The following is a 25,496-nucleotide window of genomic DNA, read 5'->3' as shown; positions in this document are numbered from 1 at the left end:
GGTTTTCCTCATTTCTTCGGACCGGTGCCGTACACGTGCAAAGCGGAATGGCGCTGATCCGGGATGCTTGGCCCCGTCGGCGGGCCAGCCTTGGAGGTTTTGCGTGCCCAGTCGGGCCGCTTGACTGCATACACCGAAAAACCGGCGCGGGAGGAACGACCATGATCGATCGCAGGACCATGCTGGGCGGCGCGGCGTCGCTGATGCTGCTATCGCGCTTGCGGGCGCAGGCGGCCGAAACCGGGCTGGACGCGGCGCTGGTCAACGGCAGCTTCTGGACCGGCGTGCCGGGGCAGGACGGGGTGCGGGCCATCGGCATCAGCGGCGACCGGATCGCCGCGATCGGCGATGCGCAGGTGCGTTCGATGATCACCCGCCGCACCCGCGTCATCGACCTGGACGGCGCCTTCGCCATGCCCGCGCTCACCGACGGGCACACCCATTTCCTGAAAGGCTCGCACACGCTGACCCAGCCCGACCTGCTGGCGGCGCACAGCCGGGCCGATTTCGCCGCGCGTATCGGCGCGGCGGCGCGCAAGCGGCCGGGCAAATGGATCACCGGCGGCGCCTGGGACGAGCAACGCATGGGCGGCGACCTGCCCACCCATGACTGGATCGATGCGGTGACGCCGGACACGCCCGTCGCCGTGCCGCGCACCGACCTGCATAGCTATCTGCTCAATGCGGTGGCGATGAAGCTCGCCGGCATTACCCGCGATACACCCGACCCGGACGGCGGCGTCATCGTGCGCGATGCGGACGGCGAGCCGACCGGCATCGTCAAGGACAATGCCAAGACGCTGGTCGAACGCGTCATCCCGCCGCTGAGCGATGCCGATGCCGAGGCGGCGGTGCGGCGCGGCATCGACCACGGGTTGAGCAAGGGTCTGGGCCACATCCACAATCCGGAGATCAACTGGGACTGCTATCCGGTGCTGCGCCGCCTGCGCGAGAAGGGCGAGACCGATATCCGCTTCTATGCCTTCGTGCCCATCACCGGCTGGGAGAAGATGGCCGGGATCGTCGCCGAAGAGGGCCGGGGCGACGACTGGTTGCGCTGGGGCGCGGTGAAGGCGCTCGCCGACGGGTCGTTGGGGTCGCGTACCGCCCTGTTCTACGATGATTACAGCGATGCGTCGGGGCAGCGGGGCGTGCGGGTGACGCCCCTCGGGGACCTGCATGAAATGGTGCGGCAGGCAGACGCGCACGGGCTGCACGTCGCGACCCACGCGATCGGCGACAGGGCGAACGACGATGTGCTCGACGTCTATGCCGCCGTCGCCAAGGCCAACGGGCCGAAGGACCGCCGCTTCCGCGTCGAACATGCCCAGCATCTCAGGCCCGAGAGCATCAAGCGCTTTGCCGAACAGGGCGTCATCGCCTCCGTCCAGCCCTATCACGCCATCGACGACGGGCGCTGGGCGGTGAAGCGGATCGGCGAGAAGCGGCTGGAGGGCACCTATGCCTTTCGCTCGCTGATCGAAAGCGGCGCGCATGTCGCCTTCGGCTCCGACTGGCCGGTGGCGCCGCTCGACCCGCTGACCGGCATCTATGCCGGCATCACGCGGCGCACCATCGACGGGAAGAACCCGGACGGCTGGCTACCCGACCAGAAGGTGACGGCGGAACAGGCGCTCACCGCCTATACGCGCGGCAACGCCTATTCGGGCTTCATCGAAGACCGGTCGGGGATCCTCGCGCCGGGTTATTACGCCGATATCGCGGTGTTCGACGGCGACCTGCTGACCATCGACCCGCTGAAAATACCGGAGGTGAAGACACTTCACACTTTCGTCGGCGGCAAGCAGCGCTACACCGCCGCCTGAAGTCCGGAGCGCTATTCCGGGGCCGTCGGCAACCAGCGGCGGACCCGGTCGCCATCCGCGAACCATGGCGGCGGGAGTTGCTTCTGGCGCGGCCATAGTTCGCCGAGCGTATCGGCGTCGTAGAGGAATCCGCCGCGCATCACCATGTCGATGGCCATGGTGTTGCGGATATCGGCCAGCGGGTCGGCGTCGAGGATGACGAAGTCGGCCATCTTGCCCGCTTCCACCGTACCCAGATCGGCGAGGCGTCCGATGGTTTCCGCCGATCCCGCCGTCGCGGCGTGGAGGATCGCCATCGGGGCCATGCCGCCCATGGCGTGCGCTTCCATCTCCCAGTGAAAGCCGATGCCGGGGACATTGCCGTGCGAACCGATGCCGACCAGCCCGCCCGCTTCGGCCAGCTTCGCCACGCCCTTCGCGACGGCGGGAAAGCGGTATTCGGACAGCGGGCGCCAGGGCAGATCGGTCAGCTTCCGTTCTATGGCGGCTGGCGTCCAGAAACGATTGATCTTCGCGTCATCCGCCGCATCGCGGCGCGTGGCGAAATATTCCAGCGCCTCGCGCCCGCTATTCGTGATGTTGAGCGTGGCGGCATAGCTGGTGCGCATCGCCGTCATCAGGGCGATGACGTCGTCGCCCAGCGGATCGGCGGCGAGCGCATGCTCGTTGCCGGCGAAGCCATCGAGGATCTGCGACAGGTCGAGCTTCAACGACAGCGCGCCCTCGGTCGTCGGCTGCAGTCCGGTTTCGCGCGCGGCCATCGCCATCCACTCGCGCACCCGCCGGTTGCCGGTGCGATATTCCTTGATGTTCTTCAGGCGGTAGCGGTCCTTGTAGCGGCCGAGTACCCAGCGCACCTCGTCCAGCGAACGAAAGCGGTTCATCGAGAAGATCGCCATGCCGGTCGAACGCAGCCGCGGCCCGAGCATCAGCCCGGCGTCCAGCATGTCCTGATAAGCGAGCATGTCGATGCTGAGCGTCGAAGGATCGAAACTGGTCGTGACGCCATAGGCCAGCCGCGCGCGCAGGCCCCAGTCCTCGGTGCTGAGGACGCCGCGGCGAACCTCGCCGATATGGTCGTGCTCGTCGATGAAGCCGGGCAGGATGGTCTTGCCCGATACGTCGCGCACGGTGGTGCCGGGCGGCACGTCGAGCGAACCGCCGGGACCGATGGCGGCGATCCGGTCGCCGGTGACGAGGATGTCGGCATCGTCCAGCACGCGGTCGCCATGCGCCATGGTCAGCACCCGCCCGCCGTGCAGCAGGATGCTGCCCTTTGGCACCGCGCGTGGGACGGAGACCGGCATCGGCACGGCGTCGGGCGTCGCCGGCGGCTGCATCCGCCCTTCCGCCAGAGGCCGAACATCGGCGAGCTTCAGGCGGAAGAAATCGCTGCCGACCGACCAGTCGATTTCGTTCGCCCGCCCCCATTCGAAATAGTCGACCCCGCCGCGCGTGATCCGGCGGTGCGGCAGGTCGGGATCGGTCAGGTCCACGGTTTCGCCGTCCGCCGGTGTGGCGATGAGGAAAAGCTGCTGCGCGACTTCGACGAGCAGCCACTTGCCGTCCGGGCTGATCCGCATGTCGTCGACGGGAACCGAGCCCTCCTGGAAATACCAGCCCGGACCCTTCACCTGCGCGACCTTGCGGTTCCTGCCGGTTGCCGGATCGATGACAATCAGGCCGTCGCCGGATAACAACGCCACCGCGTCCGATCCGGTGACGAAATGCGGTCGCGAGCCGATACGCCCGGAATATATGGCGCGGGCCTTGCCGCCATTTGCGGGCAACGACACCAGATCGGCGTCGCGCAGCTTGCCGAACTCGAAAGTCGTGTTCAGCCGCTCCGCCCGGGCGGAGCGGACCGCGATGATGCGGGTGCCGTCGGGTGTGAATACGGGATAGCTGTAATAGGCCGGCAGGCGGCTGATCTTCGTTGCTGCCGCCGATCCGTCGGCCGGGATTGTCCAGATGGCGCCGCCCGCTGTTTCGCTCCAGCTTACGAAGGTCAGCCGCTTGCCGTCGGGGCTCCAGGCCGGCTGGAACACGGGGTCGGCGCCGGTCAATAGCTTGCGCGGGGCCCCGCCGCGCACCGCTTCCTGAACATAGAGGCCGCCGAGCGCGGAATAGGCGAGGCGTTTGCCGTCGGGCGAGGCGACAGGCGCCTGGATCAGCCGCGCCTTTACCGGGCCGGTCTCGAGCCGGAAATGCTGTCGCGTGCCCGGTCCGACCACGACCTTCATCCGCGCGTCGAGCGGAATGGCGCGGATCGCGCCGTCCGCCAACGCGATCCGCTCGAAACTGCCCGCATGGCTGGCGATGATGTCGCCGCCGTCCGGCGTCACGGCATAGCGCGGCAGGATGTCCTGCCACAGCGAGGCCTGCACCTCGTCCGGGCCGATGGCATCGCTGACGACGCGGTCAACGCCGCTGGCGAGATCGCGAACGCGCAGTTCCGTGGCACCGTTGCGGTGCGCGGCATAGAAGAGCCGCTTGCCGTCGGGCGACAAAGCGGGGCGGAAATAGCTTTCGGCCGCCGGGCCGTCGATCACGGTCTGCGTCTCGCCGGTGGCGAGGTCGCGACGGGCGATGGTCCAGTGGTCGCGCTCGTCGAAATTCAGCCCGCCGACGCGACTCGCATAATAGAGCCATCTGCCGTCCCGCGATGCCACCGCGCCCACGCTGCTGCGCCAGGCGCTGCGCGGATCGTCGTCCTTTGCCCGGATCGGAACGAGCAGTTCATGGCTGCCGTCGAGACCATAGCGCCACAGCTCGACATTGTTCAGGTCGGGGCGATAGCGGCTGACGAAAAGGGCGCTGCCGTCGGCGCTCCATGCGGGCGAGACGAGTACGGTGCCGTCGGCGCCGAAACTGATCTGCCGCGCATGGCTGCCGTCCGGACCGGCGATCCAGAGATTGTCGGCACCCGAACGGTCGCTGACAAAGGCGATATGCTTGCCATTCGGACCATAGGTCGGCTGGGCGTCGAAGCCGAGGCCGCGGGTGAGCTGGCGCGCCGGTCCGCCCTGTACGGGCATCCGATAGAGGTCGCCCAGCATGTCGAACAGGATGGTCCCGCCGTCCGGCGAAAGGTCGAGCGACATCCAGGTCCCGGAGCGGGCATGGATGGACAGCGTCCGGACCGGCTTCAGCGGCAGGGTCGCGCCCGACTTCTGCTGCGGCCGGCCGTCATCGGCGGGGCGGGCGGCGAGCGGCGCGCCGATCAACAACAGCGTCGCGGCGGCTGCCTGAAACAGGCACCGGGTCGTCCCCAGCACGGCTATTCGCCCGTGCGGTCGCGGTTGAAGCGCCGCATCCAGTTGCACATGGCCGGATCGCCTAATTCTTCCAGCACGCTGGCGAGTACCGGGTCCGGCTCGTCCTGGCCCAGCTTGAAGCGGGCGGCGATGTCGATCACGTCGGCGCGAAAGGCGATGATCGCCTTGAGCATTGCTTCGTAGCGGTCGCGGATATGCGCGACGGTCCAGGGATCGGCGCGGCCATGCTCCATCGCCTCCACCAGCCGCTCGACGGCGGCGGGCGTATCGCCCGGGGTGAATTCCAGCTCGACCTCGACCCGGACCTGGGCGTAGTTCCAGGTCGGGGCCCAACTCCGGTCGCGGGCATGGTCCGGTGAGATATAGGCTTGGGGGCCGGTGAACAGTACCAGTGCCTTGCCCCTGGGATGCAGCGCATCGACCAGCGCATTGCGGCGCGACATGTGGCCGATCAGCCGGACCAGCCGCCCCCCGGCGCCGTAATCGCCCAGGAGCGGCAACAGGCTGGCTTGCTCCACGCCGTACCCGGCGGCGGCGACCCAGGCGAGCGGATAGTCGGCGATCAGGTCGCGCACATCGGCGGCGGAGAAATTCTCGAACACTGTCATTATGATACCGGCTTCCGGTCGCAACCGGCTCGTGGTGCGCGATATTCCATGATGCCCCCGCGACGCATGAATGCCGGGCACCTTCCCGTGCCGGGCCGGTACATGCAAGCGCCAAGAGAGAGAATCGCCCCGGACCAAGGCCGGACTTGCCAATGCCGTGACCGTCGCCCTAACGTGGACCACTGAAACATACGCGATCGAGCGATCGGGGGTGCCAATGCTTCGCCCATGGAATGTCAGCCTGCGCGACCGGATCGACCCGTCCCGCGATGCGCCGATCTATATGCAGATCATCCAGGCGCTGATCCGCGACATCGAGAGCGGGCACCTGGCCTCGGGCACCTATCTGCCGAGCACGCGCGAACTGGCCGCAACGCTGGGCGTCAATCGCAAGACGGTGGTGCTGGCCTATGAGGACCTGATCGCGCAGGGCTGGCTCGCCTCGGCGGGTACGCGCGGGACGACGGTGTCCAGTTCGCTGCCCGAAGCGACACCGCGCGAGGCGCCGAAGGCACCGGTCGATCAGGCCGCCAGCGCCGATTATCGCTTCGACCCGCCGCCCGCCCGGCCGCTGGCGCTGGCGGCGGACGGCGCGATCAAGGTGGACGAGGGCTCGCCCGACGGGCGGCTGATGCCGACAGAGGTGCTGTCGCGCGCCTATCGCACCGCGATCCGCAGCGCTTCTCGCGAAAATCGGCTGCAATATCGCGACCCGCGCGGTTCGTCCCGGTTGCGCGAGGCGATCGCGGAGATGCTGAAGAGCGAGCGCGGCCTGCCTGTCACGCGGGACAATATCTGCATCACGCGCGGCAGCCAGAACGGCATCTTCCTCGCCGCGCAATTGCTGGTGCGCGCCGGCACCGCGGTGGCGGTCGAGGCGCTGACCTATGAACCCGCGGTCGCCGCCTTCCATGCCCGCGGCGCGGAGATCGTGCCGGTTGCGCTGGATGAGGGCGGAGTCGACATCGCCGACCTGGAGCGCGCCTGCCGGCGGCACCCGATCCGCGCCATCTTCCTGACCCCGCATCACCAGTTCCCGACCACCGTGGCGCTCAGGCCCGAACGGCGGCTGCGCCTGCTGGCGATCGCCCACCAGTTCGGCTTCGCCATCATCGAGGACGATTACGACCACGAATTTCATTTCGAGTCGCAGCCGCTGCTGCCGATGGCCGCCTATGCCCCCGCGCAGGTCATCTATGTCGGATCACTGTCCAAGCTGCTGCTGCCCGCACTTCGCATCGGCTATATCGCCGCTCCCGCCGACGTGATCGACGCCATCGCGCACCAGGTCTCGCTGACCGACGGCATGGGCAACACGCTGACCGAGGATGCCGCCGCCGAATTGATCGAGAATGGCGAGCTGCGCCGCCACGCCCGCAAGGTGCGGCAGGTCTATGCCGACCGGCGCGAGAGCTTTGCGGCGATGCTGGCCGATCAACTGGGGGATATCGCCGATTGTTCGGTGCCCGATGGCGGGCTCGCCTTCTGGCTGCGGTTCCACGACCCCGAAACGCTGGCGCGCGTCGAGGCGCGGGCGCCGGGGCTGGGCCTGCGTTTCGCCGCCTCCGAATCCTATATGACGCGTCCGGACGCGGGGCGCGGCCTGCGCCTGGGGTTCGGCAGCCTCGACGAGGGCGAGGCGGCGAAGGTGTTGCAACTCTTGCGACAGGCCGCGACGGAATGACGATTGCCGCCGTGCTGCAGCGGACCGGCGCCCTCGTTCATGTCGCCGATCCCTGTTCCGGGCCGACCGACGTGAAGATGGTCCGCGCGCTCCATCCGCTCCGCAGCGGCCGTGTCGCGGCTTGGTCGGAAGCCGCCGTGATCTTCATCCTCGGCCTCGCCACGACAGAGAGGATCGGCAGCGGTCCGTATGCCGCGGCCAGGAAATGGCGGGAGGCGCCGGCATGATCACGCCGCTCGACCCGGACATCGCGCGCTTCCGCGACGAGGTGAACGGTGCCTATGCCCGGCTGTCGGCGGGCGGCGTGCCGCATGTCGCGGAACGACGCCGCATCGCCGAGCAGGTCCGCGCGCCCTGGGCCGCAGGCGGGCCGGACATGGCGTCGGTCCGGGATCTGACCGTCGGGCCGAACGCCATCCGAGTGCGGATATACCGGCCGGCCGACGATGCGCCCCTGCCTGCGCTCGTCTATCTGCACGGCGGCGGCTGGGTGTTGTTCAGCATCGACACGCATGACCGGCTGATGCGCGAATATGCCGCGCGCAGCGGCTGTGCGGTTGTCGGCATCGACTATCGCCGCGCGCCGGAGACGCCCTTTCCGGCGGCGCTGGACGACGTCGCGCTGGTGCTCGGCCGGCTGCGGCAAGCAGGCGATTCGCTCGGCATCGACGCCACGCGGCTGGCGGTCGGAGGCGATTCGGCCGGCGCGAACCTGTCGCTGGCCACCGCGATCCGGGAGCGGGATGCCGGGCGCGGGCTCGCCGCCATGCTCCTCAACTACGGCGTGTTCGATACCCTCGAGCGCGCGTCGCATGTCGCCTTCGACGGCGCTGATTACATGCTGACATGCGAGGAGATGCGCGACTTCTGGTGCGCCTATCTCGGTCCGGGCGCGGCGAAGACGAGCGACCCGCTGGCCCGACCGATCCTCGCCGATTCCCAAGGGCTGCCGCCCGCCTTTTTCTGTATCCCCGAATGCGACATCCTGGCCGACGAGAACCGTGCCATGGCCGAGCGGTTGCGCGCCGCGTCCGTGCCGGTTCGGGCCGAAGTCTATCCGGGTGCCGCCCACAGCTTTCTGGAAGCGGTTCGCATTTCGAGGCTCGCGGATCGTGCCCTGTCGGAGGCATCGGCATGGCTGCGCGGCTGCCTGGACCGGTAAGGGTCCAGTGTCGCAACACTCTCGGCCTTGGCCCCTTCTCTATCGGGTTTTTGGATGTTTCGGGTGCCCTAGTGCCGCGCGAGCTTTGCGATCGGGAGGAGCGCCCGTGCCGGATTCGGCACGGCGTGGCGCCGGGAAGCGGCGCCGTCGGAAAGACCGAGTGAATCCAAGCGTGGCCCAGTGGCTGCGCGGATAAAAGGGGGCCAGACCATGCGCACATTTCGACTTCGGACGACCACTGCCTTTCTCGCCCTGGCGGCCGGCTTGCTGTCTGCCGCCCCGGCGCTTGCGCAGGAGGATGGCGAGCAGCCGCAGCGGCAGGACGACCAGCAGGCGACCGGTTCGCTGGGCAGCAAGGATATCATCGTCACCGCGACCAAGCGCGAGGAGGCGCTGAGCCAGGTCGCGCTGCCGATCAGCGCGGTGAGCGGCGAGGATCTGGCGGCGGCCAACGCCAACAGCCTGTCGGACTATATCAATCGCCTGCCCGGCGTCGTGTTCAACGATTACCAACCCGGCATTTCCGAGGTCGTGATCCGCGGCGTTTCGGCGACGACCTATCACGAGCAGGGCCAGACCACGGTCGGCTATTATCTGAACGAAATCCCGCTCGAAGAACCGGGCTTTCCCATTGCCCTGCCCGATGTCGACACGTTCGACCTGAAGCGGGTCGAGGTGCTGCGCGGGCCGCAGGGCACGCTGTTCGGATCGTCCACCCTGGGCGGTCTGGTCAACTATGTCGTCAATACCGCCGATCCTTCCAAGATCGACGCCGCGGCCGAAGGATCGGTCGGCAGCACCAAGAATGCCAGCGGCGACCTGAACTATGCCGCCAAGGCGATGGTCAACCTGCCGATCCTCCAGGACAGGCTGGCGGTGCGCCTGATGGCGCTGCAGCGCGTCGATGCAGGCTATCTCGACAATCCCGGCATCGACGAGAAGGGCAGCAACGATTTCCGCACACGCGGCCTGCGCGGCTCGATCGTATTCACGCCGGTCTATGGGACGAAGATCACCTATCTCTCGGCCTATCAGGATACCGATCTCGACGATCAGACCTATCTCGATCTCGACAATCCCTATATCCGCGATCTGCCGCGTGCCGAGACGCAGACGACGGATTTCTGGCTGAACAGCCTCAGGCTCGATCAGGAGATGGGCTTCGCCACGCTGACCGTACTGGGCTCGGTGGACGAGAAGCACAACACCACCGTCCTGTCCTATCCCACGCCCTATGTGACCGGCAATGTGACGGGCGACGACGCGGCCTATTCGCTGGGCAACGCCCACGCCAATATCAAGACCATCGAGGCGCGGCTGGCGTCTGCCGATGACGGTCCCGTCACCTGGCTGATCGGCGCCAGCTACATGCATTCCACCAAATACAGCTATGACCGTATCCTCCAGAACGGCGCGTCCGACTATATTGACGCGCATCCGGGCGATTTCGGCGGCTATCCTGGCTCGCAACTGGCGCCGGACGACCGCCTCTACGGCTATGTCTCCGACCTGCTGAACGAGGATCTCGGCATCTTCGGCGAAGTTTCATTCAAGCCGGTGCCGGCGTTCGAGATCACCGTTGGCGGGCGCTATTACGACACCAAGGCCGCCGGCGACGTGGTCAACCAGGCCGGCGCGCTCGGCCCCGGCGACTTCACGCCGGCGGACAGCAGCGGCAGCCTCAGCCAGACCGAGAACGGCTTCACGCCGAAGGTCACGCTGGCCTTCCGCCCGACCGACACTTTCATGGCGTATATGACCTATTCCAAGGGCTATCGCGTCGGCGGCATCAATCCCAATGCCGGGCTGCTTCCCTCGATCGAGCCGGGCTATGACAGCGATACGGTCGACAATTACGAGGCGGGCGTGAAATTCTCCGCCTTCGAGCAGCGGCTGCATATCGACGCGACGGTGTTCAACATCGACTGGAAGGACATCCAGGCCCGGCTGTTCGGCCCGGCGCCGTCCTATTTCTCCTATGTCACCAATGCCGGCAGCGCGAATATCGCCGGCGTCGAATTCTCCGGCACACTTGATATCACACGCGACCTGACCTTCAGTTCCAACGCGACCTATCAGGACGCGGCGCTGACCGACCGCCTGCCCGACAATTACGGTCCGGGCTATCCGGCGGGCACGCCGCTGCCGGGTTCGTCGAGTTGGTCGGTGTCGAACAACCTCACGCTCGACCTGCACGACATGCCGCGCGAGCCGACCTTCGCGGTCGCGCACCGCTATCTGTCGAAGGCGCCGGTCGCGTTCGGCAATCCCAACATGCGCGGCGGTTTCAACGTGTTCGACCTGCGCGCCTCCATCGACCTGACGGACCGGTTCCGCCTGATGGGCTATGTCGAGAATGTCTTCGACGAATACGGCATCCTCAACGCGCCCTTCACCTCGCAGGCGACGCCGGCCGGATCGATCATACGGCCACGCACCTATGGATTACGCATCGACTGGCATCTGTAAGCGGAGGACGACATGACGACCGGCATCATTCCCCGCCTGGGCCTCGCCGTCCTCCTCGCCCTCGCATCGCCGGCAGCCACCGCGCAACCGGCGAACGAGGGCGGCGCGATCGCGCCGTCGGATATTATGAAGCTGGACGACATGCGCGATGTCGCGCTGTCGCCGGACGGCGACACGGTGCTGTTTACCGTTCAGCGGCAGATGGCGACCTTTTCCCCGCCGCACCAGAATATCTGGGCGGTGCCCAGCGACGGCAGCAGCGACGCCCGGCCCTTCATCGTCTCGGCCGGCATCGACAACACGCCGCGCTGGTCGCCCGACGGCAGGTGGATCGCCTTTCTCTCGAACCGCGACAACCCGCTGCTCGGCGGCGGCGAGAGCGGCATATCCTTTATCACGGAGACGACAGATGCCCCCGGTCCGCCGGTCGCGGGCACGCCGCCGGGCAAATCGTCGTCCGGCGAGCAGGACGGATCGAAACAGCTATGGCTGATGCCGGCGAATGGCGGCGGGGCGGTCCCGCTCACGGCCATGTCGGCCGATGTCACGGACATTGTCTGGTCGCCCGACGGCAAGCATATCGCCTTTCTCAGCACCGATCCGCAGGCACCGGAAGAGAAACAGGCCAGGGCACGCGGCGAGGATTGGATCGAGCGCGATCATTCGCGTCATTTCAACCGCCTGTGGATTTACGATCTGGCGAAGCGTAGCGCGCGGCGCGTGTCACCCGCCGGGCTGAATGTCAGCGCGGTGGACTGGTCGCCGGACGGCAGGCGCATGGCGCTGCGCGTGAACGACAGGCCCGACATCAATGCCTATTTCTATCACAGCCGTATCGTCCTGTTCGATCCCGCCACGGGCAAAGTCGGCAAGACGATCCTGGAGCATGCGGCCGAAGGCCCGTTTTGGTCCCCGGACGGCAAGCGGATCGCGGGCGAGGCGATCCTGTTGCCGGGCTTCATCAGCCTGGCGCCACGGGTCTATGATCTCGCATCGGACACGCTGACGAAACTCGCGGACGATCATCCCGGCCTGCTCACCAAGCTGCGCTGGTCGGCGGGCGGCGACTCCCTGCTCGCCCTGTCCTTCGAGAAGACGCGGTCCAAGGTCGTGCGCATCGACCCGGCCACGGGCGCCGTCGCGACGATCACGGCGCTGGATGGCGAATCCTCGGATTTCGACATCGACGCCGACGGCGACACCATGGTCGCCCAGCTTTCCAGTCCGGCGCGGCCGACCGATGTCTGGGCGATCGACCATGGCAAGGCGCGGCCGATCACCCGTCTCAACCGCCAAGTCGCCGACTGGAAACTCGGCAAGGTCCGGCAAATCCACTGGAGAAACCACAAGGACGGCAAGACCATCTACGGCGTGCTGGTGACGCCGCCGGGCTATACGCCGGGCTCGCCGACCAGGACGGTGGTGCAGATCCACGGCGGCCCGGAATGGGCGTGGTGGGCCGGCTGGCTGGGAAGCTGGCACGAATGGGCGCAGATGCTGGCGAGCCACGGCTATGTGGTGTTTCTGCCCAATCCGCGCGGTTCGGACGGGCAGGGCGTCGACTTCGCCCGCGCCGTCGGCAACGACTGGGGCGGCATGGACTATCAGGACGTGATGGACGGGCTCGATTACCTGGTCGATCAAAAGATCGCCGATCCCGACCGGCTCGGCATCGGCGGCTGGAGCTATGGCGGCTTCCTGTCGGCCTGGGCCGTCACCCATGGCAACCGCTTCAAGGCGGCAGTCGTCGGCGCCGGGCCGGTCGACCTGGTGCCGTTCGCGCGGATCACCGACACGCCCGACTTCCCGCTCGGCTATTATGGCGACGTGACGACGCACATGGCCGATTACGACCGAAGCTCGCCGGCCCGGATGCTGAACGAAGACATTGAGACACCGGTGCTGGTCCTGCACGGCGGCGCGGATGCGCGCGTGCCGCCTACACTGGGCCTGGAATTCTATCGCGGGCTGAAAATGCTGGGCAAGGAGGCTGAGATGGTGACCTATCCCGGCGAGCCGCATTGGCTGCACGAACCGGCGCACCAGAAGGATGTTCAGCGCCGCGTCCTCGCCTGGTTCGACGCGCATCTGTAGAACCGGGCGGCTACCCGCGGCTACCGGCGGTCGACCATGGTCGCACGCTCTGGCACGGGCGGCGACGTGTCTGCGATGCGGCAAACCCGGAGGATCGGCACCGGGCCGGGGCGCCGGATCGTCAAACGAGCATCGAACGGTCGATCTGCGCGATGCTCGTCCTGGAAGTCAGCGCCATCGCGACGCGCATTTCCGCTTCCATAAGCTGCAGGACGTGGGCGACTCCCGCCTCGCCCCGCGCGGCAAGCGCATAGACCCAGGCACGGCCCAGCATCACCGATTTTGCGCCCAGCGCCAGCATCCGGACCACGTCGAGACCCGAGCGGATACCGCCATCGGCCATTACCATCAGATCGTCGCCGACTGCGTCCGCAATCGCCGGGAGCGCGCTCGCCGTGGAAGGCACGCCGTCGAGCTGGCGCCCGCCATGGTTCGACACGATGATCCCGTCGGCGCCCAGCTTCACCACCTCGCGCGCGTCCTCTGCATCAAGGATGCCCTTGATGAGCAGCGGCCCGTGCCATTCGGACCGGATGAATTCTAGATCGCTCCAGTTGATCGAAGGGTCGAAATTGTCTCGCATCCAGGCGAAGAAATCTTCCAGCCCCGTATCCTTGCCCAGAACGGGCGCGACGTTGCCCAGTTCGTGGGGCCGGCCACGGATGCCGACATTCCATGCCCATTGCGGCTTCGTCAGCGCTTGGGCGAACCGGCGCAGCCCGCCCGTCATGCCCGACGCGCCGGCCAGCCCCGAACGATAATCACGATAGCGCGTCCCCGGCACCGGCATGTCAACCGTGAAAACCAGCGCGTTGCAGCCGAGTCCGCGTGCCTTCGCCAGAAGCTCGCGCATGAAACCGCGGTCGCGAATCATATAGAGCTGGAACCAGAAGGGTTTGGTTGTCCCCTGGGCGACTTCGTCCAGGGGACAGGCGGAAACGGTCGAGAGGCAAAAGGGAATGCCCGCCTTCTCCGCCGCGCGCGCCGCCTGTACCTCGCCGCGCCGGGCGTTCATGCCGGCAAGGCCCACCGGTGCCAGTGCAATGGGCAGCGCCAGCTTCTGCCCGAACAACTCGGTCGACAGGTCGAGCGAGGAAACATCGTTCAGCACCCGTTGGCGCAGCGCGACGCGTTCGAGGTCGGCGACGTTGCGCTTCAGCGTGACCTCGGCATAGGAACCGCCGTCGATATATTCGAACAGGAAGTGCGGCAGGCGCCGCCGCGCCAGTTCGCGGTAATCGAGCGCGGAAGCTGCCTTCGCCATTATTGCAGGTTCACGAACATGCCGCCGTCGACGAGCAACGCGGCGCCGGTGACATAGCCGGCCAGTTCGTCGGAGGCGAGGAAGACCGTCGGACCCACCATGTCCTCCGGCCGGCCCAGTCGGCCGAGCGGCACGCGGCGCTCCATATATTCGCGCTTCTCCCCGTCGGCGAGATCGTCCTTGTTGATATCGGTCAGGATCGTGCCCGGCAGCAGCGCGTTGCAGCGGATGCCGTGCTTGCCCAGCGCGACGGCGGTCGACTGCATCAGCGACAGCACGCCCGCCTTGGTCGGCGTATAGTGCGTCTGGAATTCCCCGCCGACCAGCGCGGAGATCGAGGACATGGCGATGATCGACCCGCCGTCGCCCTGCTTCACCATCTGGTTCGCCGCCGCCTGCACCATGAAATAGGCGCCGTGCATATTGACGCGCATGGTGCGCTCGAACACTTCGGTCGGCATATCGAGGAACGAGTGGAAGGGGCAGATGCCGGCATTGTTGACGAATATGTCGACGCCGCCCAGTTCCGCCACCGCGCCGTCAATGAAGCGCGTTGCGCTTTCCGGTTCGGCGACATCGCCCTGAATGGCGACGCCCTTGCGGCCAAGCGCCTCTATCTCCGCCACGGCCGAATCGGCGCCCTGCCGGTCGCTGCCGAAATTGACCGCGACATCGGCGCCGTGCCGGGCGCAGCCGATCGCCACGGCCCGGCCGATACCCGCCGATGCACCGGTCACGCAGACCCGCTTTCCTTCCAGCAATCCGGTCACTTTCGAATCCTCACCCCTTGAACCTGATGCGCAGCGTGTAGGGCATGTCGACGCCCGCTCCGTCCGGCAGCGCCACTTCCAGGCCCTTGCCGGTCTGTTTCCATTTGAGCGCGCCGCCGCCCAGCAATTCGACGCTGGCGATCGGCTTCGTCAGATAAGGCGATCCGGCATATAGCGTCTTGATGAGCGCATTGCCGTTCGCCGGGCGCTCCATGCCGATGGCGTAGAGCGTGTCGCCTCTGGTGGTGAAGCGGATGTCGGCGGGTGTCCAGCTCTTGTTGGGATTTTCGCTCTTCTGTCCGGTTTCGCTCGTGGTCGGCCCTTCGCCGAAATATTTCCACGGGCGCGAGCCGTAAATGGCCTCGCCATTGACCTTCAGCCATGCGCCCATGCCCAGCAGCACGTCACGGATGTCCGCCGGGATGGTGCCGTCGGCCTTCGGCCCGATATTGAGCAGCAGGTTGCCGTTCTTGGACACGACATCGACCAGATCCTGGGTCAGCGACCTGGCGGTGCGATATTCATCGTCCTGGGCATAGCCCCAGCTATGGATCGAAACCGAGGTATCGGTCTGCCACGGCTCGAGTCGCAGCGTGTCGAGCTTGCCCCGCTCGATATCGAACAGCGCGGTGCCGCTTTCGAATTGATCCCCCTTATAGGCGATGGCGGGGCGATAGCCGTTCTTCTTCGCGCTGTTATAATAATAAGCGGCGAACTTTCGCATGTCCGGTTCGAAAGCCGGAGCGCTCGTCCACCAGTCGAGATAGATCATCTCCGGCTTGTACTTGTCGACGATCTCTGTCGTGCGCGCCAGCCAGTCGTCTAGGAATTGCTGGTCCGGCGGGAACCAGTTTTCCAGGTGGCTGGGATCGGGAACGCTGCCCTTCGGATCGGCTGGAAGCGCTCGCGGCGCCGCCGGGCCGTAGAGGCCGGCATAGCGCGGATCGTTGACGTCGCTGTCATAGCCGCGCCCGACGCCGTACCACCACCAATGCTCCGCCCGGTGGGACGACAACCCGAAATGCATGCCCGCCTTTCGCGCCGCGCGCATCAGTTCGCCGGCAGTGTCGCGCTTCGGCCCCATCTCGGTGACGTCCCAGCGCGTCATGTCGCTGTCGTACATGGCGAAGCCGTCGCAATGTTCGGCGACGGGGATGACATATTTGGCGCCTGCCTGCTGGAACAGCGAAATCCAGCGTGCGGCGTCGAACTTTTCCGCGGTGAACTTCGGGATGAAATCCTTGTACCCGAATTCGGACTGCGGGCCGTAGACGTTGCGGTGATAGGTATAGGCCGCGTTGTGCGGCTCATACATGTTGCGTGAATACCATTCGTTCGCGAAGGCGGGGACCGAGTACACGCCCCAATGGATGAAGATGCCGAACTTCGCGTCGCGGAACCATTCGGGAACCTGGAATGCCTTGAGCGCGTGCCAGTCGGCCTTGTACGGGCCGCTTTCGATGCCGCGCTCCACCTGGTCGAGTTGTCGTTCTACGGGGGCCGCCTGAAAGTCCATCGGGTATTTCTCGGCCGCGTCCTGCGCCAGAGCAGGCATGCAGACCGGGCCCGCCAGCGCGGCGAGCAGAACCATTTTGAGCTTCATTGTCATTTCCCCTCCGGCCGTTCGAGGACGGCGACGCCCTCCGGCTCCAGTTGCACCGCCGAAACATCGCCGCCGTTCAGCAGGTCGCGCATCGACGCGGGCAGGGAGACGCTGCGCGCGTCCCGTCCATGATTGATCAGGATGACGATGCGCCGCCCCTCGCCCCGGCGGGTCATCAGTTCGACATCGTCGGGCACCGCGAAATCGGGCCGCACCCCGGCCTCGTCCATCGCCTTGCCCATCAGCGACGCCATCAGCGTGTCGTCGATCAGCGCGCCGACATAGGTGATCGAGCCCTTGCCCACCTTGCGCTCGATCGCGGCGGGATGGCCGTCGATCCAGCCATTCGCCTTGCCGTAGCGCAGCAGCACCTTCGCGCCGGGCGTCTTTACCGACAGGTCTTCCGCCCAGATCTTCGCCTCGCCGCCACCAACCGCGACCGGTTCGTCGAGGGCGTAGAATTGTTCGACGCGTCCGCCGAGCAGGTCGGCAAGCGGCCCCGGTTGCCGCTGGAGGTGCAGGCGGTTGAACGCGTCCTTCAGTCCCGAGCGCGGCCCCAGGATCAGATGCCCCCCGCCGCGCACATAACCGGCCAGGTGCTTCGCCATCGCATCGGTGATGATGTTCAGGTCGGGTGCGACCACCAGCTTGTATTTGTCGAGCGGCCCCGCCGCCTCGACAATGTCGACTGCGCCCAATTCGTCCTTCAGCGGCCGATAATAATCGAGCAGCACCTCGATCTGGTCGTAATCCTTGTGGTGCTTCTGGAAATCGATCGCCCAGCGGCTGTCATAGTCCTGCAGGATCGCGACCGGCGAAACCGGCCCGGTCCCGGCGAGCGCGTCGGACGTCTTGGCGAAATCCTCGCCGATCCGCTTGATCTCGTCATAGATGGGCAGCGGCTCGCCGCCCGGCCCGATCACGGAACCGTGCATCGTCTCCTGCCCGTTGAGCGCATTGCGCCACTGCCAGTAGAGCACGCCATCGGCCCCGTGGCCGACCGCCTGCCACGCCATGGCGCGGGTTTCGCCGGGATGCAGGATGTTGCTGACCGGCGCCCAGTTCACGAAACCGGGCTGCGTTTCCATCACCCAGAAATTCTTGCGCTTCCACCCGCGCACCAGATCGTGCGTCGCGCCGTTGCGATAGGGTTTCAGATGCCCCTGGCCGACATAATCGTCCCAGGATGCGAAATCCAAGTCGCGGTTGATGGCATAGCGGTCGAACCGATTGGCCCAGCCCAGCCCGCCGAGATTGGTCGTGATGAACTGATCGGAATCGGCGCCGGCACGGATCACGTCGAGCTGGTTCTTCTGAAAATCGACCCACTGGCCGGTGATGAACCGCTTCAGGTCCAGCATCAGGCCGGGATTGTTCTTGTCGTCGTTGAACGGCACCTGGTCCCAGGCGGTATAGGTCTGCGACCAGTATGCGGTCGTCCATACCTCGTTCAGCCGATCGAGCGTCCCGTATTTCGCCTTCAGCCAGTCATGCCATGCCTGGCGTGCGGCGGGGCCGTAGCTTTCCTCGGTATATTCGTTGCCGATCTGCCATCCGATGACGTTGGGTTCGTGCCCCAGCGCCTTCACCATGCGCGAGACGATGTCGCGGCAGAATTGGCGATAGCGCGGACTGGAGATCGAGAATTGCCGGCGCCCGCCATGCCCCACCCGGTCCCCGTCGCTGGTGACGCGCAGGATATCGGGATATTTCTGGCTCATCCATGCCGGCGGGGTGTCGGTCGGCGTGCCGATCACGACCTTGATGTCGTATTTCGCGGCCAGCCGCACCGCGCGGACCAGCCAGGACATGTCATATTCGCCCTCGCGCGGTTCCATCCGGCTCCACGCGAATTCGCCGATGCGGACGACATTCGCGCCGTGCCCCTTCATCAGCCGCAGATCGTCGGCCCAGCGCTCCTCCGGCCATTGTTCGGGATACCAGGCGGAGCCGAGCCAGAGGCGCGAAAACTGGACATCCGGTGCCGCTTCATGGGTTGCGACGGGTGGGGCCGCACCGGCCAGTGCGGGCATCGGCGCCGCCAGCGCGAGCAACGGCGCGAACAGGAGCGTGCGCTTCATATCGTCCAGCCTCCGTCGATATTGATCGCCTGACCGGTCGTGTAGGTCGCCCCCGCCAGATAGACGACGAGGTCGGCGATCTCTTCCGGCGTGCCGATCCGGCCGATCGGCTGGCGCGCGACGAATGCGGCGCGGGTCGCCTCGTAATCGCCCTGCGCGGACAGCCGCTCCCTGAGCGAGGGTGTTTCGACCGTTCCGGGACAGATGCAATTGCAGCGCACACCCTGCGCCACATGATCGGCAGCCAGCGCCTTGGTCAGGCCCACCACCGCAGCCTTGGTGGTGCCATAGACGAAGCGGTTGGGCACGCCCCTCGCGCTGGACGCGACCGAAGCCATGTTGACGATCGCGCCGTCGCCCTTTTCGATCATCGCCGGCAGCACCGCGCGACACATGCGCACCATCGCCTTCACGTTGAGCGCATAGGCGAAGTCGAGATCCTCGTCGCTCGCCTCCAGGATAGTGCCGCCATGCACCACGCCCGCGCAGTTGAAGAGGATGTCGACGGGGCCGGTCTCGGCAATGCAACGGTCTATGGCGTCGGCATCGAGCACGTCGAGCCGGCGCGTCTCGATGCCGTCGCCCTTGAGCCCGGCAAGCGCGTCCGGGTTGATGTCGGTGGCGACGACCCGCGCGCCTGCGGCGGCGAGCGCGAGTACCGATGCACGGCCGATGCCCTGCGCTGCGGCGGTCACGAATGCTGTCTTTCCGCTAAGGTCGGTCACTTGAATCCCCTGTCATTCGGCCGGCACGGGGGTGCCGGCTTGTCGGTTCGCCCGGTAGCAAGACTCGACCAACGCCATCGTGCGCCAGGCGTCGTCGACATGTGTGGCGAGGCGGTCGTCCTCACCACCGGCAAAGCGCTGCAGATTGGCCATCGGGCCGATAAAGGCGTCGGGGAACCACGCCCCCGAAAGCGGCACCTGTTCCCAGGGGCCGCCGCGCGGCGCGAGCCACAATTCGTCGGGTTCGCCGGCCGGATAGTCGAGCAGCACGCCCAGTTTCGCCATCGCCGCGCCCTCCGTTCCCTCGACGCGGAAGCTGGCGTCCTGGAACTTGCGGCCGAAATCATGATGGTGGTTGATCGACAAGGTGACGCGAAGCGGCCTGTCGTAATCGAGGATGATCGAAGTACGCGTATCGGTCAGTTCGCTTGACGGGTGTGAGAAGCTGCGCGCGAGCGCTGCCGTCGGATCGCCCGCCAGCGCGCGGATCGTGTCGAGATAATGGATCGAATGCGATACGATCTCTACGCGCGGATTGGCCTTCAGATGCGGGAACAGGTGCCAGGGCGTGACGAGGTTGATATGCACCTCGATCTCGACCAGTTCGCCCAGCCGCCCCTGCCGGATGGCGTCGGCGATGCCCAGCATCATCGCCGAATAGCGAAGCTGGAAATTGACCGCCGCGGTCAGCCCGCCTTCGTGCACCGCGTCGCGGATTCGCGTCGCCTGTTCGAGGTTCAGGCCCATCGGCTTTTGCAGGAGCACGTTCGCGCCGCCGGGCAGCGCGCGCAGGATGTCGGCATGGGCCACCGGAGGAGCGGCAATGTCGAACACCGCCTCCTGATCCGCCGCTTCCTCGATCGAGGCGAAGACCCTGGGCACGCGCCATTCGTCCGCCAGCGCCTGTGCGCGTTCCCGGTCGCGATCGAACAGACCCGCCACCGTGAACCCTGCCTTGCGATAGGCGGGCAGGTGCGCGTCCTTCACGATTCCGCCGGTGCCGATGATGACGATCGGCCGCGGCGCGGCCGGCATCGGCCAATGTTGCTGAAGCTGCGCGGCGATCATAGCGCCTCCGCCCGGACCTGCGCCTCGGCAAGCAGGTCCGCCGTCGATGCCTCGCCGGTCGTCGCCTTGGTGAGTAGATCGTCGACGATGTGCGAAATCGCCGCGAGCTTCGGCGTCAGCGGCAGTTCGCGGGCATGTTCGTGCAACCAGTCGAGCCGGTGATAATAGGGGATTTCCGCATTGACCCCCTTGTCGGCCCAGGTCGACTTGCGCGTTCCGATGGCGCCCTCTCTCGTCGTGATCAGGTCCATGTCGGCGCGCGCGCAGTGGCGCATGAAATCCCAGGCGAGCGGCTTGTCGGCCGCGCCGCTGCCCATCGCCAGCACCCAGAAGACGTTGAGCGAGACGCTGCGCCCGCCCGGACCGGCGGGCAACGGCGCAACGTCCACCTTGCCCTTCACCTTGCTGTCCGGCGCGGTGTCGCCATAGGCGGCGAAGCCGAACCAGTTGGCCATCATCGCCACCTTGCCTTCGGCGAACAGAAGACCCGATTGCACGCTGTCCAGCGCACGCGGATCGGGCACCATCGCGCCGGTATCGGCAGCGAGGCCGCGGATGAAATCCAGCGCGGCACGGGCCTGCGCGGACGTGAAATCGGGGCGGCCGTTGCGGTCGAACACCTCGCCGCCGCGCGACCAGATATGGATGCAGAAATCGTAGAAGCCGTTATGCCCGTCGGGATAGAGCGCGAGCACGGTGCCGTAACGGCCCTGTTCCGGCGCGTGCAGCCTGCGCGCGGCCTCGTGGAACGCGTCCCAGTCGGCGGGCACCGCGATCCCCGCTTCGGCGAGCAGGTCGGTGCGATAGACAAGGCATTCGGGACCGTCATGATAGGGTAGCCCCCAATAACCGCCGGCAAAGCCCTGAAGCCCGGTAAGCGAAGGGCTCCATCCGTGCGGGAAATCGGGCACTGCCGCACGCGCCATGTGCGGGGTCAAATCTTCCAGCAGTCCCGCCGCCTGTGCTTCGGCCAGCCAGTCGGTCGCCATGAAGGCGATGTCCCAGCTACCGTCGCCCAGCCCGCCCGACCCGATGATCGCATCGTGCAGCGCGTTGAGGTCCATCGCCTGCGCCTCCAGTTCCGCCTCGCAACCGGTAGTGCGGCAGAAATGGTCGAACTGCTTGGCGATGGCGCGTTCGAAGGGTTCGAACCGGCGAACCGCGATCTTCAGACGCGGGCGGGTCATGCGGGCGCTCCTTCGGAAACCGGGGGCGCTTCGGGTGCGGTGTCGGCGACCGGTCTGCGCACGCGGCGACGATTGCCGCCGACCGTGTAGATCGCGGCCGCGGCGACGACCACGACGCCTTCGATCAGCCCCTGATAATTGGCGCCGAGATTGAGGACGTTGAACCCGTTGGTTAGGGTGAAGAGCAAAAGCGCGCCGACCACGGTCTTCACCACGCTGCCGGCACCGCCGAACAGCGAGGTGCCGCCCAGAATGGCGGCGGCGATGACGGTAAGCTCGCTGCCCTGAAGCGCGGTGGGATTGATCGCGCCCAGCCGGCACCCGAACAGCACGCCGGCAAAACCCGCCGCCACGCTCGACAGCACGAACGCCGCCAGCTTGTAGGCGTGCACGTTGACGCCCGACAGCCGCGCGGCCTCGGCATTGCCGCCCACGGCATAGAGGCGGCGGCCGATCACGGTGAAGCGCAGCACCGCCCACATGACGAGGGTGAAGATCGCAAGATAGACGACCGGCGCGGCCACCGCCACGCCCGGCCCGGCGAGCAGCGCAAGCGCGCCAACGGCAAGCCCCGCAGCGATCGGCAGCGGTCTGCGGCGCATGATGCCGGTCCCGACCACCGCGACGGCGATGGCCAGCGCCGGCCAGAACAGCGGCACGCGCGTGCTTTCGAAGGCGAGCATATGCGCCAGCACGTCCGGATTCTCGACCATCAGCGAGCGCCCGCCGGTGAGGATCAGCACCAGCCCGCGCACCGCCGTCAGCGTGCCGAGCGTGACGATGAAGGCGTTGATCCCGACGAACTGAACGATGGCGCCGTTGATGAGGCCGACCGCCGCCGCCGTGCACAATGCGGCGAGCGCGGCGGGGACGAAGCCGATCGAACCGGCCAGCCCGACCAATACCGCCGCGGCCAGCGCCGCCACCGACGCCACCGACAGGTCGAACGCACCGGTGATCAGCATCACCGTCATGGCGACGCCCATGATGCCGATCAGCGATGCCTGATAGGCGATATTGCCGAGATTCTCCGCGCTCAGATAGGGCGGCAGCCCGCGCGACGAGCCAATCGCGGCGAGCACGAACAGCAGGATCAGCAGCGCATAATATACCCCAGCCTCGCGCAGGCCGAAGGTTCGGCGCCAGTCGGTCTTCGCACTCATGCACTTGCTCCCGCCGGGGCCGCATCCTTGGTGCCGCCGGCCATCAGGGTAAGATCGGTTTCGCTGGTCGCCTGCGGGTCCGCCTCGGCGATGACCCGGCCGTCGCGCATCACCAGGATGCGGTCGCAGATCGCGAGCAGTTCCTCGAATTCCGAAGAAACGAGCATCACCGGCAGGCCATCATCGGCAAGCCGGCGCACCAGCCTCAGGATGTCGGTTCGCGCGCCGATATCGATGCCCGCGGTCGGTTCGTCGAGCAGCAGCACGCGCGTTTCGTCCGTCAGCCATTTGGCGACGACCACCTTTTGCGCATTGCCGCCCGACAATTCGGTGATCGGCGCATCGGGACCCGGCGCCTTGATCGCCAACCGCGCGATCGCCGCCTCGGCGGCGGCGCGCTCCGCCTTTCTGTGGGTGAAAGCGCCGCCATGCTGGCTTTCGCGGGCGAGCGCTATATTCTCGGCCAGCGTGAATTGCGGGACATAGCCCTGTTCGGCGCGATCCTCCGGCACCAGCGCAATGCCGGCCGCGACCGCTTCGTCGGGATAGCGCCCGACCGCCGCGCCATCGAGCAACACCGTGCCGCGCGCGTCGGGGTCGCTGCCGAACACCGCGTGCATCAGCTCGCTTCGTCCCGAGCCGAGCACGCCCGCGATACCGAGCACTTCGCCGCCATGCAGCGTAAAGGAGGTGGGCGCGAGCTTTCCGGGCGAGGACAGCGCGCGCACCTTCAACCGGGGTTCGCCCAGCTTCCGCTCCCGATCAGGCCGCGCGATGGCTGCCACCGCACGGCCGGCAATGGCTTCGGCGATCCGCGCCTCGTCCAGCGTGTCGGTTTCGGCGTGCAGCACCGCCCGCCCGTCGCGCAGCACCGTGACCTCGTCGGTCAGCGCCATGATCTCGTCGAGGAAGTGCGATACGAACAGGATCGCCTTGTCCTCCTCATGCGCGAGACGGCGGATGGTGCGGTACACCGTCTGTCGTTCATCCCCCGCCAGCGAGGCCGTCGGTTCGTCCATCACGACCAGTTCGGCGCCGCCGGCGAGCGCCTGCGCGATCGAGACCATCTGCCGTGCGCCGATCGGAAGCTCGGCCACCGGCGCGTCGAGATCGAAAGGGTCGCCGAGCGCGGCGACGATATCGCCGATCCGCTTGCGATCCGCCGTCCGGTCGCGCCATGCGCCGCGCTCGTCGAGCAGGATGTTCTCCAGCGCCGACAGCGTCGGGACGAGCGGGATATGCTGATAGATGGTGGCGACCCCGGCCTCGCGCGGGTGGCGCGGGCGGGTCCAGCGCACCGGCTCGCCGTGCCAGCGGATCGTGCCGCCGGTTGCGGGAAGCGCGCCCGACAGGATCTTGATCAGCGTCGATTTGCCGGCGCCGTTCGCGCCGAGCAGGCCGTGCACCCTTCCAGTGCGCAGTTCCAGGTCGACACCGGCAAGCGCGACCGTGCCGTTGGGAAAGGTCTTCGCCACGCCATCGAGGGCAAGGAGAGGATCGCCCGTCACCATTGCCCGACGCATTCGCCGACATTCGCCTGCGTGACCGCGGGAATCGGATAGGTCAGGAAGCGACCGTCGGCGGTCTCCTCCCCGTCGTGCAGCGCGCGGAAGACGAGCGCGCCGAGCGCCTCCGGCTTGAAGCATACGGTGCCGTCCACCGCGCCCGCCTTGATCGAGGCGACCGCGAGCTTCGACCCGCCGACACCGACCAGTCGCGCATTGGCGCCGGCGGCACGCACCGCACGGGCGCACCCGATCACCATGTCGTCGGCTTCGTTGAAGAAAAGGTCGATGTCCGGATGCGCCGCCAGGATGTTCTGACACGCAGCCTCGCCGCCTTCCGAGGTCCAATTGCCGGGCTGCGAGGCGATAATGCGATAGCGTGCGCCCGCACCGTCCAGCGCGGCGCGAAAACCGCGGGCACGCTGCTCCACCTCGGGAAAGCCGGCAGCGCCCTCGATGATCGCGATGTTCGCGATCTCCCCATCGGGCAACAGCCGCGCGGCAAGTTCGCCCGCCTTGCGGCCCGCCTCCACCTCGTCCTGGGAGGCGAGCGCGACCAGGCCGGGATAGACATTCTCGACGCTGCGGCTCTTCGGGTCCCCGACCAGTGCCGCGACCGCCGCGATCGGCACGCCGGCCTTGCCGGCGCGCTTGACCCAGCCCTGCGCCACGACGGAATCGAGCGGCATCACCGCAATGCCGTCGACCCTTTGCGCCAGCATGTCGTCGATATCATTGGCCTGTTTCTGCACGTCGCCCTGCGCGTCGAGGATGATCGCCGTTGCATCCGCCTTCGCCGCCGCCGCGCGAAAGCCCTTGGCGATGGCGGCGGCGAAGGGATAGCTCAATCCCACGGTCGACAGGCCATAGCGCCCGCCCGCGCCGCTGACCGCCACGTCCGCCGTGCCATAGGCCGCCCGCGCCGACTGACGCAGCGCGACCAGCGAGGCGATGGCGACCAGCGCCACGGCAGCGGTCAGCAACAGGGGAACGGGACGCAGGCGCATGG

Annotated in this window: 18 protein-coding genes; 6 read left to right on the top strand and 12 right to left on the bottom strand. The window is 67.0% G+C overall.

Annotation, left to right across the window (positions count from 1 at the left end):
• The first annotated feature begins 161 nt into the window (after nucleotides 1-161).
• Entirely contained in the window at nucleotides 162-1,826 is a 1,665-nt protein-coding gene (locus tag RPR59_RS02295) for an amidohydrolase (RefSeq protein ID WP_313916257.1), read from the top strand.
• An 11-nt stretch (nucleotides 1,827-1,837) separates the two neighbouring features.
• On the opposite strand, the gene RPR59_RS02290 is transcribed toward RPR59_RS02295, so the two are convergent.
• Together RPR59_RS02290 and RPR59_RS02285 are read right to left on the bottom strand one after the other, a co-directional pair.
• Entirely contained in the window at nucleotides 1,838-5,104 is a 3,267-nt protein-coding gene (locus RPR59_RS02290; protein ID WP_313916255.1) for an amidohydrolase family protein, read from the bottom strand.
• Nucleotides 5,105-5,106: 2 nt separating this feature from the next.
• Nucleotides 5,107-5,712, bottom strand: a complete 606-nt coding sequence (locus RPR59_RS02285; RefSeq protein WP_313916253.1) for an FMN-binding negative transcriptional regulator — start codon at nucleotides 5,710-5,712, stop codon at nucleotides 5,107-5,109.
• A 217-nt stretch (nucleotides 5,713-5,929) separates the two neighbouring features.
• On the opposite strand from RPR59_RS02285, the gene pdxR reads away from it, so the two are divergent.
• From pdxR to RPR59_RS02260, 5 genes are all read left to right on the top strand, one after another.
• Complete coding sequence (gene pdxR, locus RPR59_RS02280) at nucleotides 5,930-7,396, top strand: MocR-like pyridoxine biosynthesis transcription factor PdxR (RefSeq protein WP_313916251.1); 1,467 nt, start codon at nucleotides 5,930-5,932, stop codon at nucleotides 7,394-7,396.
• On the top strand, nucleotides 7,393-7,623 hold the full coding sequence (locus RPR59_RS02275) for a hypothetical protein (RefSeq protein ID WP_313916249.1): 231 nt from the start codon (nucleotides 7,393-7,395) through the stop codon (nucleotides 7,621-7,623). Before pdxR ends, RPR59_RS02275 begins: the two co-directional genes overlap by 4 nt.
• Entirely contained in the window at nucleotides 7,620-8,558 is a 939-nt protein-coding gene (locus tag RPR59_RS02270; RefSeq protein ID WP_313916247.1) for an alpha/beta hydrolase, read from the top strand. Before RPR59_RS02275 ends, RPR59_RS02270 begins: the two co-directional genes overlap by 4 nt.
• A gap of 210 nt (nucleotides 8,559-8,768) precedes the next feature.
• Entirely contained in the window at nucleotides 8,769-11,027 is a 2,259-nt protein-coding gene (locus RPR59_RS02265) for a TonB-dependent receptor (RefSeq protein WP_313916244.1), read from the top strand.
• Between the two features lie 12 nt (nucleotides 11,028-11,039).
• Nucleotides 11,040-13,121: a S9 family peptidase gene (locus RPR59_RS02260; RefSeq protein ID WP_313916243.1), complete on the top strand. Its 2,082-nt coding sequence runs from the start codon at nucleotides 11,040-11,042 to the stop codon at nucleotides 13,119-13,121.
• A 121-nt stretch (nucleotides 13,122-13,242) separates the two neighbouring features.
• On the opposite strand, the gene lldD is transcribed toward RPR59_RS02260, so the two are convergent.
• Genes lldD through RPR59_RS02210 form a run of 10 tightly spaced genes read right to left on the bottom strand, consistent with a single transcriptional unit; the run spans nucleotide 13,243 to nucleotide 25,494 of the window.
• Nucleotides 13,243-14,385: an FMN-dependent L-lactate dehydrogenase LldD gene (gene lldD / locus RPR59_RS02255; protein WP_313916241.1), complete on the bottom strand. Its 1,143-nt coding sequence runs from the start codon at nucleotides 14,383-14,385 to the stop codon at nucleotides 13,243-13,245.
• Nucleotides 14,385-15,155 carry an L-rhamnose 1-dehydrogenase Lra1 gene (lra1, locus tag RPR59_RS02250; protein WP_313916239.1) on the bottom strand — a complete coding sequence of 257 codons (771 nt, stop codon included), beginning with the start codon at nucleotides 15,153-15,155 and terminating at the stop codon, nucleotides 14,385-14,387. Before lra1 ends, lldD begins: the two co-directional genes overlap by 1 nt.
• 10 nt (nucleotides 15,156-15,165) lie before the next feature.
• Nucleotides 15,166-16,758 (bottom strand): alpha-L-fucosidase, encoded by a 1,593-nt coding sequence (locus tag RPR59_RS02245; RefSeq protein WP_313916237.1) that lies wholly within the window; start codon nucleotides 16,756-16,758, stop codon nucleotides 15,166-15,168.
• A 2-nt stretch (nucleotides 16,759-16,760) separates the two neighbouring features.
• Nucleotides 16,761-18,839: a beta-galactosidase gene (locus tag RPR59_RS02240; protein ID WP_313916235.1), complete on the bottom strand. Its 2,079-nt coding sequence runs from the start codon at nucleotides 18,837-18,839 to the stop codon at nucleotides 16,761-16,763.
• Entirely contained in the window at nucleotides 18,836-19,564 is a 729-nt protein-coding gene (locus RPR59_RS02235; RefSeq protein ID WP_313916234.1) for an SDR family oxidoreductase, read from the bottom strand. Before RPR59_RS02235 ends, RPR59_RS02240 begins: the two co-directional genes overlap by 4 nt.
• 12 nt (nucleotides 19,565-19,576) lie before the next feature.
• A complete protein-coding gene (locus RPR59_RS02230; protein ID WP_313916232.1) occupies nucleotides 19,577-20,632 on the bottom strand; it encodes a Gfo/Idh/MocA family protein in 1,056 nt (351 codons plus the stop codon).
• Nucleotides 20,629-21,819 carry an extracellular solute-binding protein gene (locus tag RPR59_RS02225; RefSeq protein WP_313916230.1) on the bottom strand — a complete coding sequence of 397 codons (1,191 nt, stop codon included), beginning with the start codon at nucleotides 21,817-21,819 and terminating at the stop codon, nucleotides 20,629-20,631. Before RPR59_RS02225 ends, RPR59_RS02230 begins: the two co-directional genes overlap by 4 nt.
• Nucleotides 21,816-22,982, bottom strand: coding sequence for an ABC transporter permease (locus RPR59_RS02220; RefSeq protein ID WP_313916227.1), 1,167 nt, complete (start codon nucleotides 22,980-22,982; stop codon nucleotides 21,816-21,818). Before RPR59_RS02220 ends, RPR59_RS02225 begins: the two co-directional genes overlap by 4 nt.
• Complete coding sequence (locus RPR59_RS02215; RefSeq protein WP_313916225.1) at nucleotides 22,979-24,505, bottom strand: sugar ABC transporter ATP-binding protein; 1,527 nt, start codon at nucleotides 24,503-24,505, stop codon at nucleotides 22,979-22,981. Before RPR59_RS02215 ends, RPR59_RS02220 begins: the two co-directional genes overlap by 4 nt.
• The gene (locus RPR59_RS02210) at nucleotides 24,487-25,494 is read right to left on the bottom strand and encodes a sugar ABC transporter substrate-binding protein (RefSeq protein WP_313916223.1); all 1,008 of its coding nucleotides are present in this window, start codon (nucleotides 25,492-25,494) and stop codon (nucleotides 24,487-24,489) included. The genes RPR59_RS02215 and RPR59_RS02210 overlap by 19 nt, the downstream gene beginning before the upstream one ends.
• Between the last annotated feature and the right edge of the window lie 2 nt (nucleotides 25,495-25,496).

Origin of the sequence: Stakelama saccharophila, assembly GCF_032229225.1 — a bacterium.
GTDB lineage: Bacteria > Pseudomonadota > Alphaproteobacteria > Sphingomonadales > Sphingomonadaceae > Sphingomonas > Sphingomonas saccharophila.
The sequence above is the reverse complement of the archived record's forward strand: the minus strand, read 5'-3'. Positions and strand labels throughout refer to the sequence as shown.

Excerpts from the sequence above, each read along its gene's own strand:
- RPR59_RS02220 (WP_313916227.1), bottom strand. The coding sequence starts at position 22,982 with ATGAGTGCGAAGACCGACTGGCGCCGAACCTTCGGCCTGCGCGAGGCT.
- RPR59_RS02240 (WP_313916235.1), bottom strand. The coding sequence starts at position 18,839 with ATGAAGCGCACGCTCCTGTTCGCGCCGTTGCTCGCGCTGGCGGCGCCG.
- lldD (WP_313916241.1), bottom strand. The coding sequence starts at position 14,385 with ATGGCGAAGGCAGCTTCCGCGCTCGATTACCGCGAACTGGCGCGGCGG.
- RPR59_RS02275 (WP_313916249.1), top strand. The coding sequence starts at position 7,393 with ATGACGATTGCCGCCGTGCTGCAGCGGACCGGCGCCCTCGTTCATGTC.
- RPR59_RS02230 (WP_313916232.1), bottom strand. The coding sequence starts at position 20,632 with ATGATCGCCGCGCAGCTTCAGCAACATTGGCCGATGCCGGCCGCGCCG.
- RPR59_RS02210 (WP_313916223.1), bottom strand. The coding sequence starts at position 25,494 with ATGCGCCTGCGTCCCGTTCCCCTGTTGCTGACCGCTGCCGTGGCGCTG.
- RPR59_RS02260 (WP_313916243.1), top strand. The coding sequence starts at position 11,040 with ATGACGACCGGCATCATTCCCCGCCTGGGCCTCGCCGTCCTCCTCGCC.
- RPR59_RS02245 (WP_313916237.1), bottom strand. The coding sequence starts at position 16,758 with ATGAAGCTCAAAATGGTTCTGCTCGCCGCGCTGGCGGGCCCGGTCTGC.
- RPR59_RS02295 (WP_313916257.1), top strand. The coding sequence starts at position 162 with ATGATCGATCGCAGGACCATGCTGGGCGGCGCGGCGTCGCTGATGCTG.
- RPR59_RS02215 (WP_313916225.1), bottom strand. The coding sequence starts at position 24,505 with ATGCGTCGGGCAATGGTGACGGGCGATCCTCTCCTTGCCCTCGATGGC.
- pdxR (WP_313916251.1), top strand. The coding sequence starts at position 5,930 with ATGCTTCGCCCATGGAATGTCAGCCTGCGCGACCGGATCGACCCGTCC.
- RPR59_RS02265 (WP_313916244.1), top strand. The coding sequence starts at position 8,769 with ATGCGCACATTTCGACTTCGGACGACCACTGCCTTTCTCGCCCTGGCG.
- RPR59_RS02285 (WP_313916253.1), bottom strand. The coding sequence starts at position 5,712 with ATGACAGTGTTCGAGAATTTCTCCGCCGCCGATGTGCGCGACCTGATC.
- RPR59_RS02270 (WP_313916247.1), top strand. The coding sequence starts at position 7,620 with ATGATCACGCCGCTCGACCCGGACATCGCGCGCTTCCGCGACGAGGTG.
- RPR59_RS02225 (WP_313916230.1), bottom strand. The coding sequence starts at position 21,819 with ATGACCCGCCCGCGTCTGAAGATCGCGGTTCGCCGGTTCGAACCCTTC.